The sequence below is a fragment of the Streptomyces sp. NPDC031111 genome (genome assembly GCF_055570675.1).
Map to the genome: position 1 here is coordinate 1 of NZ_JBVIGS010000032.1, position 16,062 is coordinate 16,062.

Genomic DNA, 16,062 nt, shown 5'->3' on the forward strand with positions numbered 1-16,062 from the left:
CTCTCTTCACTTACCCTCCCCTCCCCCCCCCCTCCCCCTCCCTCCCCCCCCCCCCCCCCCCCCCCCCCCCCCTTTTTTTTTCCCCCCCCCCCCCCCCCCCCCCCCCCCCGCGGCGGTGGTGTGTCCGGGGATCAGAAGGGCGTGATCGTCAGGCGCAGGCGCTGGGGCGCGTTGTCCTGGATGTACGTGGCGAAGTCACCCACGTCGTCGAAGGCGAAGCCGTACGCCTTGCCGTTGTTCACCACCGAGTGGATCGCCCGCGCGTAGTGGTTGGTGACGGGCGCCTGGTAGAAGGCCGCCGCGCGGGTCGTGGGCTGGGCCTCGGCGCGCAGGAGCACCGAGCGGTTGAAGCCGGCGCCGAGGACCGCCGCCACGGGGCCGCGCAGACCGTCGTTGGGTGCGTGGAGGCTGCCGTCGCAGAAGAGGATGTCGCGGGTGGTGGGCCGGTCGAAGGTGAGTGCGGCGGGACCGCGGAAGGTCAGCTTCCCGTTGCTCACCCGGCCGGTGAAGGTGCCCGCGACGGTGCGGACGGTGAGGTTCTGGCGCGTGTAGCGCTGCCAGACCTGGTCGATGTAGGGGCCGTAGTAGTTCGCCGAGAACCGGCCGGCGTTGAGGCCGTGCCCGGGGGCGATGACACGCCGGTCCTTCACCACCAGGCGCTCGAACGCCGGGCGCCGCCGCAGGTCGGCGAAGACGGCCGCCCGTCCTCCCTTGCGCACCGCGCCGGTGGTGTGCCGACCGCGCCCGATCAGCTCCAGGCTCATCGGGACGCTGAACATGTCGACCATGGTCGTGTTGCAGAACATGCCGTCGGCGTTGTGCGTGAATTCCGCGCAGTCGTGCAGCACCGGGTAGTTGGGGTCCGACGCGACCCAGCCGGCCGGGGTCTGGAGGGCGGGCCGCCCGTTCCCGTCCAGGACCACCCTGAGCTTCAGCTTCCCGCCCAGGGAGACGTAGATGCGGCCGGACATGCGGGGGAGTGAGAGACGGGTCTCGCCGCTCGCCGCGAGCGGGATCGCGTAGTCGGTGAACCCGCCCGCCTTGTTGTCCGCGAGGGCCAGCGGGACGGCCTGTCCGGCCCGGTTCACCCTGACCTGCCGGCCGTTCTGCGTCCCCACGATGTACACGTGGACCGACGCGTTCCTGAACTCGCCGCTGTTGTTGACGATCGTCAGCGGAAGCCGCGCCCCGGCCGCCGCGTGGGCCGCCGGCGCGGCGGCGGAAAGAAGCGGACCGGCCAGGGCGGCGCCTCCCGCCGCCACCAGAAGGGAACGGCGCGCAATTGCGCGCGGTTGGTCGTGCGTCGTCATTCCGTCATTCTCCTTGAATGGGTGAGGAGTTATCGGCGAGGGTGACGGTACAGCCATTCAAGGAGTACTCCGATTTATCCCGGATTTTTTCCCGTGCGATTTCATGGAGTGTGTGCATTCTCGCCTGCCATGCTTTTGTGGACCGTCATTACGGTCCTTCGGTTTCGGGCAGAAGAGAGATGAAGAAATGCGTCGATCACGTGTGCTCCCGGCCCTGCTGACCGCCATGCTGTTGCTCCCGCTGGGGACCGCCGAGGCGAGCTCCGCGCCGGAAACGGCGGCGGCCGTGGAGAAGAAGGGCATCAGCGCCTGGAAGTTCGACGGAGTGAACCGGGCCCTGGCCGACTCCGGGGCCGACTGGTTCTACACCTGGTCGTCGGGCCGGGGCGGCATCGAGGCGCCCGCCGGCGTCGAGTTCGTCCCGATGATCTGGGGACCGCAGTCGGTGAACGCCGAGGAGCTCAACCGGGCCAAGGCACAGGGCGAGATACTCCTCGGCTTCAACGAGCCCGACCACCCGCAGCAGTCGCACATGACCGTCGAGCAGGCCCTCGACCTGTGGCCCCGCCTCCAGTCGACCGGCATGCGGCTCGGCGCGCCCGCGGTCGCCACCGGCGCCGACCGGGCCGGTGGCTGGCTCGACCGCTTCATGAAGGGCGCCGCCGCGCGCAAGTACCGCGTCGACTTCGTCCCGCTGCACTGGTACGGGGCGGACTTCGACAGCAAGCGGGCGACCGCGCAGCTCCGTGACTACATCGAGGCCACCCACCGGCGCTACAAGAAGCCGATCTGGCTCACCGAGTACGCACTGATCGACTTCTCGAACGGCACGCCCCGCTACCCCACGAAGGCCCAGCAGGCCGCCTTCGTCAAGCAGTCGACCGCCATGCTGCAACAGCTGCCGTACGTCAAGCGGTACGCCTGGTTCACGCTCTCCACCAGCCGCGGCGACGGCTCTGGCCTGTACGACGGTGCCCGGGCGAACCGGGTGGGAGCCGCCTACCGCTCGGCGGGGTGAGTCAGCCCGCGACCGTCAGGGACGTGCCGGGCTCCTCCTTCTTCTTCCATCCGACCCATCGCGAGCACACCGCGACCAGCACGGCGGACGCCGCGACCACCGCCATGCCGGTCGTCAGGTCCGTGACGCCGGCGACGAAGCCGATCAGGGCCGGGCCCGCGAGGAGACCGGTGGTGCCCATGGCGGCGACCAGGGCCAGGGCGTCGGGGCCCTCCGCGGCGGCGGCGACGTAGAGACAGGGCGTCACCGTCGCCATGCCCAGGCCGACGCAGGCGAAGCCGACGAGCGCCGGCCAGGTGCCGCCCGTCAGCAGGGCCAGGGCCAGACCCGTACCGGCCATGGTGCTGCCCACGCGCACCATGCGCGCGTCGCCCCAGCGGTTCCGCCAGCCGTCGCCCAGGAGACGCGCCAGCACCATCATCACCGACACGACGGCGATACCCAGCGGCGCCATCTGTCCCGACGCCTGGGTCTCCTCCGTCAGATAGAGCGCCGACCAGTCGTTCATGGCGCCCTCGACGACCGTGCCGAACACCATGGCGCAGCCCAGCCAGAGCGCCGCGCGCGAGGCGCCGGTCAGGCTCCTGAGCCCCTTCTTCCCGCCCTCGGCCCGCTGCTCCCCGGACGGGGCGGCGGCCGGGGCGTCGGTGAGCACCCGGGGCCGGGAACCGGCCAGCAGCAGCACCGACAGGGCCGCCGCCACGGTGAAGTGCGCGGTCACCGAGTGCGTCACGGTGTTCACCCCGGAGGCCAGCAGCGCGCCGCCGAGCGAGCCCCCGCTGAACGTCGCGTGCAGCTGGGCCATCGCGGCCCTGCCGTAGTGCGCCTCGAGAGCGGCGCCCTGCGCGTTCATCGCGACGTTCAGACAGCCGACGGCCACCCCGTCGACGAAGATCACCAGCAGGGCGAGCGGGTAGCTGCCCGTCGTGGCCAGCACGGGCAGCACCGCCACGAGTCCCAGCGCGGACCAGAGCGCCAGCCGCCGCGCCCCGAGCCGCCGCATCAGCGGGGCGACCAGCGGGAAGGATACCGCCGCCCCGACACCGCAGATCATCAGCAGCAGTCCCACCTCCGTCCCGCCCAGGTCGAAGCGGTCCTTGAGGGCGGGCAGCCGGGAGGCCCAGGTGGCGTACTGGAAGCCGAGGAAGCAGAACAGCGAGGCGATCGCCAGTTGGTCGCGGCGGAAGTCGCCGAGGGTGGGCAGCATGGGCGTCAGGACCCCTCTTCCGAGCCGCCGGGGCGGTGGTGGTGGACCGGGCAGGACATGTAGACGGCGCCGTCGCCGTAACTCCCGTGGAGCTCGGCGCCGGGGTCGGGCCGGTACCCGTGCCCGGCCCAGAAGCCCCCCGTCCCGCCGACGGCGACCAGCGAGATCCGCTCGAAGGACAACCGCCGCGCGGTCGTCGTGAGATGCCGCACGAGCCTGCTGCCCAGCCCCCGGCCCCGCAGATCGTCCGCGATCACCAGGTCGTGCAGATGCAGATTGCGCGAGTCGAAGGCCCGCTCCTCCGGCCGGGCCAGATCCGGGTACCGGTAGCGCGGATAGGGCAGGGAGAGGACGTAGCCGGCCACACGGTCGCCGGTCTCCAGCACGAAGCAGGTCGCCGGGGAGACCCGCCACCGGGACCGGAGCGCCTCGACGCCCTCGGACAGCGAGGCCGGCGCGTACACCTCCGCCTCCAGCGCGGCGATCCGCGGCCAGTCGTCCTCGGCGATCGCGCGGACGCGCACCTCCGGGGCGTCGCCGCCCACGCACACGACGGGGAGCGGACCGAAGCCGTTGAAGCCCTCGGTCGTATAGCTGGCGGCGTACGCCCCGGCGGACAGCACCCACACCGGGTCGCCCGACACGACCGCCCCCGGCACCCGCACCCGGGGGTGCTCGTGCGCGTAGGCGTCGTCGCTGTCGCAGGTGGGGCCCGCGACGACGACCGGCACCGGGTCGGCGCCGTCCGGGTGGGACGGGAAGACGAGCGGGTACCGCACCTCGTCCATCTCGTACAGGCCGTTGAACTTGCCGCAGCTCAGATACAGCCAGCGCTCGCGTTCCCCGTCCGGGCCGTGGCGGGTCGTCAGCCGGGCGACGTGCGCCCTGACCGCCCCGTGGTCGGCGACCAGATGGCGCCCCGGTTCGATCAGGAAGTCCAGGGGACGCGGGGACAGTTCGGTCAGCCGCTCCATGCCCTCACGGAGCACGGCGAAGATCTTGTCCAGCGGCGGGTCGAGCCGTTCCCCCCTGCGGTCGGCGTACCCGAGCGCGGGCAGACCTCCGCCGAGGTTGACGTGGTCCGGCACGATCCCGCGGCCGTGCAGCGCGATGAGCACGTCGGCGAGGGTGGTGAGGGCCTGCTGCCACGCCTCGGCGGTCATCTGCTGCGATCCGACGTGCACCGACAGCCCCGCGGGGACCAGCCCCGCGTCCCGCGCGGCCTCCAGCACCCGCACGGCGTCCTCCGCCGAGCAGCCGAACTTCCGGCTCAGCCCCCACAGCGCGCCCTCGCCGCTGGTCGCCAGCCGGCAGAACACCCGGGCGCCCGGGGCGTGTTCGGCCAGCGCGGCGACGTCCTCCACACTGTCCGTGGCGAAGTCCCGGACGCCGAGCCGGTACGCCTCCGCGATGTTCCGGTCGGACTTGACGGCGTTGCCGTAGTGCACCCGGTGCGCGGGCACGCCCGTCGCCAGCGCCCGGACGATCTCCCGGGGGCTCGCCGCGTCGAAGCCGGCGCCCCGGCCCGCCAGGCGGGCCAGGACCTCCTCCACCGGGCACGCCTTCACGGCGAACCGGATGTCGACGCCGGGCAGCTCCCCGGCCAGCGCGTCGTACTGGGCGGCGATGCCGTCCAGGTCGTAGACGAGCGCGTCCTCGTCGGCGGCCGCCAGTGCCGCCCGCAGGGACCCGTTCACCGCGAACCGCTCCACACCTCTGTGTCCCGGCTCGCCCGTACGAGGGCCTCCCAGCCCCCGATCAGCGTCACGAAGTCCTCGGTGTCGAGCGCCGCCTCGTCCAGCAGCCGCTCCCGGTCCGCCGTCATGCCGCGCGCGAACTCGGCGTACTTCCCGCCCAGTCGCCCGTACGCCGCCGCGACCCGGTCCAGCCGCCGCTCGTTCTCCGTGCGGTCCAGCCGCACGCTCTCGGCGAGGAAGGCGGCGAACGGCGCCGGGTCGAGCCGGCCGCCGTCGTCGAGCAGCGCGGGGCCCGCGTCGGCCATCCGCTCGTAGACGTGGTGCAGATACAGCATCGACAGCAGGAACTTCACATAGCGCGTCTGGTACGCCATGAAGCCCGCGTGGGTGCGGCGCTCCCCGGTGTACCAGTTCTCGATGTGCCGGTTGTGCAGGACGCCCGGCAGCGCGGCGTCGTACACGGCGTGGATGAGGAAGTAGTCGCTGCCGATGGTGTCCGTGGCGGGCGGCAGCGGCAGCCGCTCGTACACGTCGCGGTCGAACGCGATGTTGGACATGTCGACCCGCATCGGGTCGACCAGCCCCAGCGTCGAGTGGTCGCCCGTGAAGGGGAGCACCCCGGCGCCCTTGAAGGAGTCCTCGACCAGTTCGCGCCGCTGCTCGTCGGACCAGTGGCCGGGCGCCCAGAGGCCGACGACCTCGTCGTACACCTCCTTGTCGAGCTCCCGGATCCCGCCGATGTCCACGGAGAGCTCCCCGATGAACGAGGCGCCCACCATCGACACGGGCCGATGGGCGATCGAGGGATCGAGCGTCACCTCCGACACCCCGCCGAAGGCGTCACCGGCGCGCTTGCCCAGCGAGGTCAGCTCATGGTGGATGGGAAAGACGGGTTCGCCGTCGAAGACCTGGTAGCTGCAATCGGAGTCCCGCCGGTGCGTCGAACGGCAGCCCAGCGCCGCGGCGACGAGGAACGCGCGGTTGGTGCAGGCGCCGTACGAGAGCGCGTCCGGGAGCATGAGGTCGAGCATCCGGTCCGGCTCGGCGAGCGCGGCCCGGTCGATCGCACGGCGCAGGAAGTCCCGTTGGGCCGCCTCGTCGAGGTGGTGCACGACGACGCGCGGGACCTCGGGGAGCGCCGCGAGCGCCCGGGCGTGGGCTTCGCGGGTGCGCTCGTCGGAGGAGTCGAGGACCACCAGGTGCGTCTCGACGTCGAAGTGCCGGGAGGCGTAGGCGGCTTCCTCCCCGATGGCGGTGATGGTCGCGGAGCACTCCCGGTTGGTCGGGAGGGCCAGGCATATCCGGTGCACGTCGGCTCCCTGTCTCATCGTGTCCGCTCGTGCCAGGAGTCCAGTCCCAGCAATCTGCGGCCCAGGTCGTCGAGTTCGGCGGGCCCGTAGCGCAGGGACTCGTGCTTCTTCGCGTCGCCGAGCAGGGTCGCGTTCCACTCCGGGGTGCTGAGCGTGCGCCAGGAGTTCACCCGCGAGCGCCGCAGCTCCTCGTGCTCCTCCAGCGCCGGCATCATCGACAGGTACTGCACCGCGCGCACCCCGTCGGCCGAGGTGTTGGGGGCCACGCCGTGCGCCAGCATCCCGTTGAAGATCAGCAGGTCACCGGCCTTGAGCTGGGGCCGCACGACCGGGAACTCGCGGCGGTCGGTGCCGGGCCGGATCGGGTCCCGGTCCGTGGGCTGCCCGACCTTCCACTGCTCGAAGCGGCGGAAGAGCTCAGGGGAGCACTGGAAACCGCCCTGATCGGGCTCGGTGTCGGTGAGCGCGATGATGCCCTGCACCCGCTGCGGCGGCACACTCGCCGTGGTGTCGACGTCCCAGTGCAACTCGATGTCGAACCCCTCGTCGGTGGGCTCGATGAAGGAACGCGAACGGTTGCGCACATTGGGCGGGTTGAGGTTGAGGCGGTCCAGGGTGACCCAGAGCTCCTCGCAGTCCCAGACGTCCACGAACGCGTCGTAGACCCGGCGGTTCTGCCGACTGTCCCAGATCAGCTGGTGCTGGTACGCCTCGACGAAGCCGTAGATGAACAGGTCCCGGTCGAGGTCCGAGCGGAAGTCGCGCTCCTCGTACCAGGTCTCGGGACGCTGCGGATCCATGCCCTGGAAGTCCCAGGCGAACTCCAGCAGCAGTTTGGCCGCGTCGGGGGAGATCGCCTCCGGCACCACCACGTAGCCGTGGTTCTGCCAGGACGCGAACTGTTCCTCCGAGAGCACCCGCAGCGGCAGGGACTTGGTCAGGTGCCGCAACTGCGTCTCGGCGAGATAGGTCTCGCCGTCGGCGCTGAAGTAGGGGCGCTCGGAGGCGGCGCGGTGTAAGAAGCGGTGGTGCGTCGTCATGCGGTACTCCGGAGATCGGGATCACTCACGGCATGCGGACAGAAGGAGAGAAGGAGAGAAGGAGAGAAGGGGAAGGAGGGGAAGGAGGGGAAGATGGTCGGTCGGTGCTACGACGGCCCCGTGCGGCCCGTAAGGACCTCCGCCGCGGCGATGCCCGAGACGCGTGTCGCGCCGTGCGTCGCCAGATACACCGCTCCGGGGCGCTCACCCGCGGGGACGCCCATCTCGACGACCAGCGCGTCGGGCCGCCGGCGTACCAGGCCGGCGAGGGCGCGGGACATCCAGCCGTAGCGGGCGGCGTTCCGGACGACCACGACGAGCGGACGGCCGTCGGCCGGGCGGAGCGCCAGCCGGTCCAGCACCTCGTCACCGTCCTCGAGCTGGTCCTCGCCGAGCCGGACGGACGTGGTGCCCGGGCACAGCGTCCGCAGCGGTTCCGCCACGCCCCACGGGGTTCCGGGGTCGATGGCGAGGGTGGTGGCGGGGGAGAGCTCCACCACGTGGGGGGTGCCCACGAGCGGGAACTCGGTGTCACGGTCCGGCTTGTGGTGGATGCGGACGGCCTGCCGGGCCGCCGCCAGACCGATGCCGGGGGAGCCCTCGGGCGCGCGGGCGGCGCGCCGCAGCGTGCCCGTCCACTCGGCGAACTCCCGCACCCGGCCCGCCGCCTCGGCGAGCCGCTGCTCCGGCAGACGCCCGTCGAGTACGGCGCTCACCAGGGCGTCCGCCAGCCGGGCCGTGGTCCGCTCGCCGGCGGTCCCGCCGCCGACGCAGACCGCGTCCGCGCCGGCGGCGACGGCCCGGACGGCGGCACCCGTCACGCCGTAGCGGTCGGCCACGGCGCCCATCTCGACGGCGTCGGTGACGACCAGCCCGGTGAACCCGAGTTCGCCGCGCAGCAGATCGCCGACGACGGGGCGGCTCAGGGTCGCCGGCCAGCGCCCGTCGTAGGCGGGGACGAGCAGATGCGCGGTCATCACCGCCCGCACGCCCGCGTCCATCGCGGCGATGAACGGGGGCAGCGCGGTCAGCGCGAGGGTGCCGGCGTCGGCCGACACCTGCGGCAGCCCGAGATGGGAGTCGACCGCGGTGTCACCGTGGCCCGGGAAGTGCTTGGCGCACGCGGCGACGCCCGCGGACTGGAGTCCCCGCACCCAGGCGGCGGCGTGCCGGGAGACGACGTCGGGTCGCGCGCCGAAGGAACGCACCCCGATGACCGGGTTCAGCGGGTTGGTGTTGACGTCGGCGCTCGGCGCGTAGTTCAGGGTGATGCCGAGGCCGCGCAGTTCCCGGCCGACGTCCCGGGCCACCTGCTCGGTGACATCGATGTCGTCGAGCGTGCCCAGCGCCAGGTTGCCCGGGCGGGAGGCCCCGGTGCGGGCTTCCAGACGGGTGACGTCGCCCGCCTCCTCGTCGACGGCGACGACGAGGCCGGGGTTCTCGGCGTACAGCGCGGCGGTGAGCCCCGCCACCTGCTCCGGGCCGTGGATGTTGCGGGCGAACAGGACGACCGAGGCGAGCCCCTCGGAGATCCGGCGGCGCACCCAGTCCGGCACCGTGGTCCCCTCGAAGCCCGGCTGGAGCACGGAGTGCGCCCACCGCAGCAGTCGCGGGTGGCTGCTCTCGGTCATGCGGGACCTCCGTGCAAGGTTGTGCACGCGGCGGCTCCCGAAGGAACCCGCCACGAGTGGTTCAGACCACTGGGATGTTGGACTGGACCAATGGGCCGTGTCAAGGAATGCCCTTTCGGCCGGGTTCCCCAACAGCCCGGGGAGAAGCCGGTGTTGGGCGCGAACGGCCCGGTCAGGGCGCCGAGTGCGTCACGGCAGGGGCCGCGTCAGGGTCGCCGTGAACTTGTAGCGCGAGCCGCGGTACACCGAGCGGACCCATTCGATCGGCGTTCCCGTCTCGTCCCGCGAGTGGCGGGACAGCAGCAGCATCGGCAGACCCACGTCCGTGGCGAGCAGTCCCGCCTCCCGCGGTGTCGCCGGGGAGGTCTCGATGGTCTCGTCGGCCTCCGTCGGCCGCACCCCGTACACCTCGGCGAGCGTGGTGTAGAGCGAGGTGTACCGGCTCAGGTTGCGGCGCAGCTGGGGGAAGCGCCGCGCGGACAGATGCGTCGCCTCGATCGCCATGGGCTCGCCGCCCGCCAGCCGCAGCCGCTCGATGCGCAGCACCCTGTCGCCCGGCTCCACCTCCAGCAGCGCCGCCAGCTCCGCGTCGGCGGCGACGTAGCCGATGTCCAGCACCTGTGACGCGGGGTTGAGCCCCTGGGCCCGCATGTCCTCCGTGTACGAGGTCAGCTGGAGCGTCCGGTAGACCTTCGGGCGGGCGACGAACGTGCCCTTGCCCTGGATCCGGTCCAGCCGGCCCTCGCTCACGAGCTCCTGGAGGGCCTTGCGGATCGTGGTGCGGGAGGTGCGGAACTCGACGGCGAGCAGGCGCTCGGCCGGCATCGGGGCGCCCGGGGCGCGCTCGTCGGTCATCTGCAGTAACCGCTGCTTGATGCGGTAGTACTTCGGAACGCGTCCGACGCGGCCCGGCGCCCCCGTGTCGGCCCGGGCGCTGCTGACATCCGTGCTCATGACCTGCCTTCCGGCTGCGGTGTCCGGCGCGCGGACGGCAGGGCGCCGGCCGCGGTGCACTTCGGCGGACGGCCGGGTTCGGCGCCGCACGCTCGGCGATCCCGTTATAACCGTGCGTTCTCGCTTTGGTCTAGTCCAAGCCTCAACCCGTCCCTGTTTGGGTGGAGTTCTGGGCCCGAACAGGGGTGTCCGAGCCGTTACCGAGGCGTGAGTCCACGACCCTTGACAGAGCCATAGGTCTAGGCCAAGCTCCCCCTTGCTGGTCTAAACCATTTAGAGGAAGCCGGGTCCCAGCCCGCCGAGCTGTTGCGCCGTTGTGAGGGTCACCGCCGAGGGCGTGGGTGTGCAAGGCATTCCTGAGGAGGGGTGGCGCGTGAAGCGCAAGCTGATAGCCGCGATCGGGGTCGCGGGCATGTTGTTCTCCGTCGCCGCGTGCGGCGGCGACGACGGTGAGGACAAGAAGGCCGGCGCGGACGGTTACGCCGGCGAGACGCTCACCGTGTGGGTCATGGACGGCTCCACGCCGGACCAGTGGCAGAAGGACCTCGCCACCGAGTTCGAGAAGAAGACCAAGGCGAAGGTCGAGTTCGAGGTCCAGCAGTGGAACGGCATCCAGCAGAAGCTGACCACCGCCCTGTCCGAGGAGAACCCGCCGGACGTCTTCGAGATCGGCAACACCCAGACCCCGGCCTACGCCAAGACCGGCGGCCTCGCCGACCTCGCCGACCTGAAGGCCGAGATCGGCGGCGAGTGGACCGAGTCGCTCAACGAGTCGTCCGTCTACGAGGGCAAGCAGTACGCGGCCCCGTGGTTCTTCGCCAACCGTGTCGTCCTCTACAACAAGAAGGTCTGGGCGGACGCCGGCCTCAAGGACACCCCCAAGACCCGCGACGAGTTCTACGACGCGCTCAAGACGATCGGTGAGAAGACCGACGCCGAGCCGATCTACATGCCCGGCCAGAACTGGTACCACTTCGTCGGCCTGGTGATCGGCGAGGGCGGCGAGCTGGTCAAGAAGGACGGCGACAAGTGGGTCTCCAACCTCGCCGACCCGAAGGTCGCCGCGGCCGCGGAGACGTACAAGAAGTTCCAGGCCCTGTCGAAGGCGCCCAAGGACAAGGACGAGGCCACCCCGCAGCAGGGTGAGATCTTCGCCAAGGGCAAGACCGGCGCCTTCATCGGCATGGGCTGGGAAGCCGGCATCGCCGTCAAGGCCAACCCGGAGATCGAGAAGGAGATCGGCTACTTCACCATCCCCGGTGCCACGGCCGACAAGCCCGAGGGCGTCTTCCTCGGCGGCTCCAACCTCGCCGTCGCCGCGGGCAGCAAGAAGCAGGACCTCGCCAAGGAGTTCCTGAAGCTCGCCCTGTCCGACAAGTTCGAGGGCCAGCTGGCCAAGCTCAACGGCGTCATCCCCAACAAGGACTCGCTCCAGAGCAACCTCGAGGGCAACGCCCCCGCCGAGGCCGCCGCGCCGGCCGCCGCCGTCGGTGGCACCACGCCGCTGATCCCCGAGTGGGCCGCGGTCGAGAACGCGCCCAACCCGATCAAGACGTATCTGACCGCCGTGGTGAGCGGCAAGTCCCCGGCCGAGGCCGCCAAGCAGGTCGAGGGCGAGTTCAACAAGCGCCTGGCGCAGCAGCAGTAGAAGCGCACGCGCTCCGACCGGAGCGGGGGCCGGCCAACGCGACGGCCCCCGCCCCGCGTCAGATACGCCGAGAAGAGAGATCGCGAGCATGACCGTGCAGACCGAACGGCCGCCCTCCGGCCCGGCGGACGTCCGCAAGACGGGCGACGGGGGAACCGGCAGGCCCACACAGCGAGCCGCGTCGCGCGCCGGCGCGCTCACCCCGTACCTCCTGCTGCTGCCCGCCTGCGCGGCCACCGTGCTGCTGCTGGGCTGGCCGCTGCTCAAGGACGTGCTGCTGTCGTTCCAGAACCTCAACATGGCGCAGCTGATCCAGCACGTCACCGAGTGGAACGGCGTCGACAACTACAAGGAGGTCCTCACCGGTGAGGACTTCTGGCGGGTCACCTTCCGCTCGATCCTGTTCACGGCGGTCAACGTCGTCCTGATCATGATCCTGGGCACCCTGGTCGGCCTGCTGCTCGCCCGCCTCGGCAAGCGGATGCGGGTCACCCTGCTGCTCGGCCTCGTGCTGGCCTGGGCCATGCCGATCGTCGCCGCCTCCACCGTCTACCGGTGGCTGTTCGCCCAGCGGTTCGGCGTCGTCAACTGGGTCCTGGACAAGCTCGGCTGGCACTCCATGGCCGACTACAGCTGGACCAGCAGCCAGATGTCGACGTTCTTCGTCGTCACCCTGCTGATCGTCTGGGGATCCATCCCGTTCGTCGCGATCAACCTCTACGCGGCGACCACCACGATCCCGAAGGAGCTCTACGAGGCCGCGTCGCTGGACGGTGCCGGCGCCTGGCGGAGCTTCACCACGGTGACCATGCCGTTCCTGCGGCCGTTCCTCTACGCCACGACCTTCCTGGAGATCATCTGGGTCTTCAAGGCGTTCGTGCAGGTCTTCACGATCAACCAGGGCGGACCCGACCGGCTCACCGAGATCCTGCCCGTCTACGCCTACGTCGAGGGTGTCGGCAACCAGCACTACGGCATGGGCGCGGCGATCGCGGTCCTGACCATCCTGATCATGCTCGGCCTGACCGCCTACTACCTCAGGATCGTGCTCAAGCAAGAGGAGGACGAGCTGTGAAGCGCTCGCTCTTCGGCCGCCTGTGGCCCAACGTCACGGCCGTCGTCCTGTTCATCGGCTTCGTCTTCCCCGTGTACTGGATGTTCAGCACGGCCTTCAAACCGACCGGCGACATCATCTCGGAGACCCCGGTCTGGTTCCCGACCGACGTCACGTTCGAGCACTTCAAGACCGCGGTCGAGGCCGACCACTTCTGGTCGTTCGTGACCAACTCGCTGATCGTCACCGTTCTCGCGGTCGTCTTCTCGCTGATCATCGCGCTGGCCGGCTCGTTCGCCCTCGCGCGGATGCGTTTCAAGGGACGGCGCGGCTTCATCATCGGCTTCATGCTGGCCCAGATGGCGCCCTGGGAAGTCATGATCATCGCGATCTACATGATCGTGCGGGACGCGTCGATGCTGAACAGCCTCGTGCCGCTGACGCTCTTCTACATGATGATGATCCTGCCCTTCACCATCCTGACGCTGCGCGGCTTCGTCGCCGCCGTGCCCAAGGAGCTGGAGGAGGCGGCGATGGTCGACGGCTGCACCCGCTCCCAGGCGTTCCGCCGGGTCATCCTGCCGCTGCTCGCGCCGGGACTGATGTCCACCTCGCTGTTCGGCTTCATCACCGCCTGGAACGAGCTGCCCCTCGTCCTGGTCGTCAACAAGGAGGCGGAGTCCCAGACCCTGCCCCTGTGGCTGACCAGCTTCCAGACGGTCTTCGGCGACAACTGGGGCGCGACCATGGCCGCCTCGTCCCTGTTCGCCGTCCCGATCCTGATCCTCTTCGTCTACCTGCAGCGCAAGGCCGTCAGCGGCCTCACCGCGGGCGCCGTGAAGGGATAACGCCACCCGATGACGACATTCACCACCGGCACCGACACCCTCACCCGGGACGCGCTCGCCGTGCTGCAGCCGGGCTTCGCCGGCACCACCGCGCCCGACTGGGTGCGCCGCCGACTCGGCGAGGGCCTCGCCTCCGTCGCCCTGTTCGGCCGCAACGTCACCGACGCCGAGCAGGTCACCGCCCTCACCGCACAGCTGCGGGCCGAGCGGGACGACCTGCTGGTGGCCATCGACGAGGAGAGCGGCGACGTCACCCGTCTGGAGGTCCGCACCGGATCCTCCTTCCCCGGCAACCACGCACTCGGCGCGGTCGACGACACCGACCTGACCCGGGGCGTCGCCCGCGAACTGGGCCGCAGGCTCGCCGAGTGCGGGGTCAACTTCAACTGGGCACCGTCCGCCGACGTCAACGCCAACGCCGACAACCCGGTGATCGGCGTGCGCTCCTTCGGCGGCGACACCGCGCTGGTGGCCCGGCACACCGCCGCCTACGTGGAGGGGCTCCAGTCCACCGGCGTCGCCGCCTGCACCAAGCACTTCCCCGGCCACGGCGACACCAGCGTCGACTCGCACCACGCGATCCCGCACATCGACCTCGACGCCACCACGCTGCACGAACGGGAACTCGAGCCGTTCCGGGCGGCGATCGCGGCCGGCACCCGGGCCGTCATGAGCGCGCACATCCGGGTACCGGTCCTCGACCCGGACCGCCCGGCCACGCTCTCCCGCCGCATCCTCACCGACCTGCTGCGCGGCGAGCTCGGCTACGAGGGCCTGATCGTCACCGACGGCATGGAGATGCGCGCCATCTCCGCCACCTACGGCCTGGAGCACGGGGTCGTCCTCGCCATCGCGGCCGGCGCCGACGCCATCTGCGTGGGCGGCGGGCTCTGCGACGAGGGCACCGTGCAGAGCCTCCAGGACGCGCTGGTCGGCGCCGTACGCTCCGGCGAACTCTCCGAGGAGCGGCTCGCCGACGCCGCCGCCCGGGTCCGCGCCCTGGCCGACTGGACGGCGGGCGTACGACGCTCCCCGGCCGCGACCGTCGAAGCCGAACCGGAGATCGGCCTCACGGCGGCCCGCCGCGCGGTCACCGTCACCCGCGCCGCCGCTCCCGCGCCGGTCACCGGACCGGTGTACGTGGCGACGTTCAACCCGACCCCGAACATCGCCGTGGGCGACGAGACGCCGTGGGGTGTCGGCGCGGAACTGGAACGCCTCCTGCCCGGCACCACCGCGGGCGGCTTCACCGGCCCCGACGCCGGTGAGCAGGCCCTCAAGGCGGCGGCCGGCCGGCGCGTCGTCGCCGTCGTCCGCGACGAGCACCGGCACCCGTGGATGCGCACGGCCCTGGACACCCTGCTCGCCGCCGACCCGTCCACCGTCGTCGTGGAGATGGGCGTACCGCAGTCCGCGCCGCGCGGCGCCCTGCACATCGCCACGCACGGCGCCGCCCGCGTCTGCGGAGTGGCGGCGGCGGAGGCGGTCGTGGCGGGCTGACCCGCCGTCACACGCTCAGGGGTGGATCTTCTTCCCCTCGGCGAGCATCGCGACGAACTTCTCGATCCGGGCCGCCCGGGTCCCGGGGCGCTTCGCCTCCTGGACCCGGTGCAGGATCGAATACCGGTTGCGGCTGTCGAGGGTGTCGAAGAAGTCGCGGGCGGCGGGCGCCGCGTCCAGCGCGGCCCGCAGATCGTCGGGCACGGTCGCCGTGCTCGGGCTCGCGTACGCCGCCTCCCAGCGGCCGTCCGCCCGCGCCCGCTCCACCTCCCGCAGCCCGGACGGCCGCATCCGCCCCCGCTCGATGAGGTCGAGGGCCTTTTGCCGGTTGATCGCCGACCACCTGCTGCGCGCCCGCCGCGGAGTGAACCGCTGCAACCAGTGCGTGTCGTCCAGGCCCTGCGCGCGCCCGTCGATCCAGCCGTAGCACAACGCCGACTCCAGCGCGGTGGCGTGGTCGACGCCCGCGATCCCGGAGCCCTTGCGCGGGATCTTCAGCCAGACGCCGTCGACGTCCCCGTGGTGCTCCTCCAGCCATGCCTCCCAGTCCGCCTGCGTCCCAAAGGCGATCACGGGGACCGCGTCACCGTCCGCTGCACCAGCCATGCGCCCCATGCAATCCGCCCCAGCCCTCCGGGTCAATGCCCGCCACGCCCACGCGAGGGCGTCCCACAGCCGTTCCCTTCGAACGCCGGGGAGGCCAATTCCAGCCCCTCCGGCGTTTGAGGAGCGGGGGTCCGGGGGCCGCGCCCCCGTGGGGACGGGAAAGGGAAGGGGCGGCGGGGGCGAGTGAGGTCAGTGGCGACGTGGCCCGCGGCGATGGCGGAGCGTGTCGTTATTGGGCC

The 16,062-nt window shown here is 71.4% G+C and carries 13 protein-coding genes and 1 pseudogene; 5 read left to right on the forward strand and 9 right to left on the reverse strand.

The genetic code is table 11. The annotated features are described in order from the left end of the window. Positions 1 to 131 precede the first annotated feature (131 nt). Positions 132 to 1,310 carry a beta-1,3-glucanase family protein gene (locus ACZ470_RS37700; protein WP_468434480.1) on the reverse strand — a complete coding sequence of 393 codons (1,179 nt, stop codon included), beginning with the start codon at positions 1,308 to 1,310 and terminating at the stop codon, positions 132 to 134. Between the two features lie 187 nt (positions 1,311 to 1,497). Between ACZ470_RS37700 and ACZ470_RS37705 the strand changes: the two genes are divergently transcribed. Beyond that, positions 1,498 to 2,328, forward strand: a complete 831-nt coding sequence (locus ACZ470_RS37705) for a glycoside hydrolase family protein (protein WP_468434481.1) — start codon at positions 1,498 to 1,500, stop codon at positions 2,326 to 2,328. 1 nt (position 2,329) lies between these two features. Here the strand turns inward: ACZ470_RS37705 and ACZ470_RS37710 are convergent, their stop codons facing one another. From ACZ470_RS37710 to ACZ470_RS37740, 7 genes and pseudogenes are all read right to left on the reverse strand, one after another. After that, complete coding sequence (locus ACZ470_RS37710) at positions 2,330 to 3,535, reverse strand: MFS transporter (RefSeq protein ID WP_468434482.1); 1,206 nt, start codon at positions 3,533 to 3,535, stop codon at positions 2,330 to 2,332. A 5-nt stretch (positions 3,536 to 3,540) separates the two neighbouring features. Next, entirely contained in the window at positions 3,541 to 4,086 is a 546-nt protein-coding gene (locus ACZ470_RS37715; protein ID WP_468434521.1) for a GNAT family N-acetyltransferase, read from the reverse strand. Further along, positions 4,075 to 5,247 (reverse strand): annotated as a pseudogene (locus tag ACZ470_RS37720) (type III PLP-dependent enzyme); the annotation flags it as partial. The gene ACZ470_RS37715 and the pseudogene ACZ470_RS37720, both read right to left, overlap by 12 nt. Beyond that, a complete protein-coding gene (locus ACZ470_RS37725) occupies positions 5,229 to 6,560 on the reverse strand; it encodes a DUF6271 family protein (RefSeq protein ID WP_468434483.1) in 1,332 nt (443 codons plus the stop codon). The gene ACZ470_RS37725 and the pseudogene ACZ470_RS37720, both read right to left, overlap by 19 nt. Then, positions 6,557 to 7,582: a phytanoyl-CoA dioxygenase family protein gene (locus ACZ470_RS37730; RefSeq protein ID WP_468434484.1), complete on the reverse strand. Its 1,026-nt coding sequence runs from the start codon at positions 7,580 to 7,582 to the stop codon at positions 6,557 to 6,559. Before ACZ470_RS37730 ends, ACZ470_RS37725 begins: the two co-directional genes overlap by 4 nt. Before the next feature lie 107 nt (positions 7,583 to 7,689). After that, positions 7,690 to 9,213, reverse strand: coding sequence for a glycoside hydrolase family 3 protein (locus tag ACZ470_RS37735; RefSeq protein ID WP_468434485.1), 1,524 nt, complete (start codon positions 9,211 to 9,213; stop codon positions 7,690 to 7,692). A 189-nt stretch (positions 9,214 to 9,402) separates the two neighbouring features. Beyond that, positions 9,403 to 10,167: a GntR family transcriptional regulator gene (locus ACZ470_RS37740; protein WP_468434486.1), complete on the reverse strand. Its 765-nt coding sequence runs from the start codon at positions 10,165 to 10,167 to the stop codon at positions 9,403 to 9,405. A gap of 373 nt (positions 10,168 to 10,540) precedes the next feature. On the opposite strand from ACZ470_RS37740, the gene ACZ470_RS37745 reads away from it, so the two are divergent. The 4 genes from ACZ470_RS37745 (at position 10,541) to ACZ470_RS37760 (ending at position 15,217) form a co-directional block, all read left to right on the forward strand. Then, complete coding sequence (locus tag ACZ470_RS37745; protein WP_468434487.1) at positions 10,541 to 11,815, forward strand: extracellular solute-binding protein; 1,275 nt, start codon at positions 10,541 to 10,543, stop codon at positions 11,813 to 11,815. A gap of 88 nt (positions 11,816 to 11,903) precedes the next feature. Then, the gene (locus ACZ470_RS37750) at positions 11,904 to 12,890 is read left to right on the forward strand and encodes a carbohydrate ABC transporter permease (protein ID WP_468434488.1); all 987 of its coding nucleotides are present in this window, start codon (positions 11,904 to 11,906) and stop codon (positions 12,888 to 12,890) included. Continuing rightward, positions 12,887 to 13,717, forward strand: coding sequence for a carbohydrate ABC transporter permease (locus ACZ470_RS37755; RefSeq protein WP_468434489.1), 831 nt, complete (start codon positions 12,887 to 12,889; stop codon positions 13,715 to 13,717). The genes ACZ470_RS37750 and ACZ470_RS37755 overlap by 4 nt, the downstream gene beginning before the upstream one ends. A 9-nt stretch (positions 13,718 to 13,726) precedes the next feature. After that, complete coding sequence (locus tag ACZ470_RS37760) at positions 13,727 to 15,217, forward strand: glycoside hydrolase family 3 protein (protein WP_468434490.1); 1,491 nt, start codon at positions 13,727 to 13,729, stop codon at positions 15,215 to 15,217. 15 nt (positions 15,218 to 15,232) lie between these two features. On the opposite strand, the gene ACZ470_RS37765 is transcribed toward ACZ470_RS37760, so the two are convergent. Then, entirely contained in the window at positions 15,233 to 15,823 is a 591-nt protein-coding gene (locus tag ACZ470_RS37765; RefSeq protein ID WP_468434491.1) for a YdeI/OmpD-associated family protein, read from the reverse strand. Between the last annotated feature and the right edge of the window lie 239 nt (positions 15,824 to 16,062).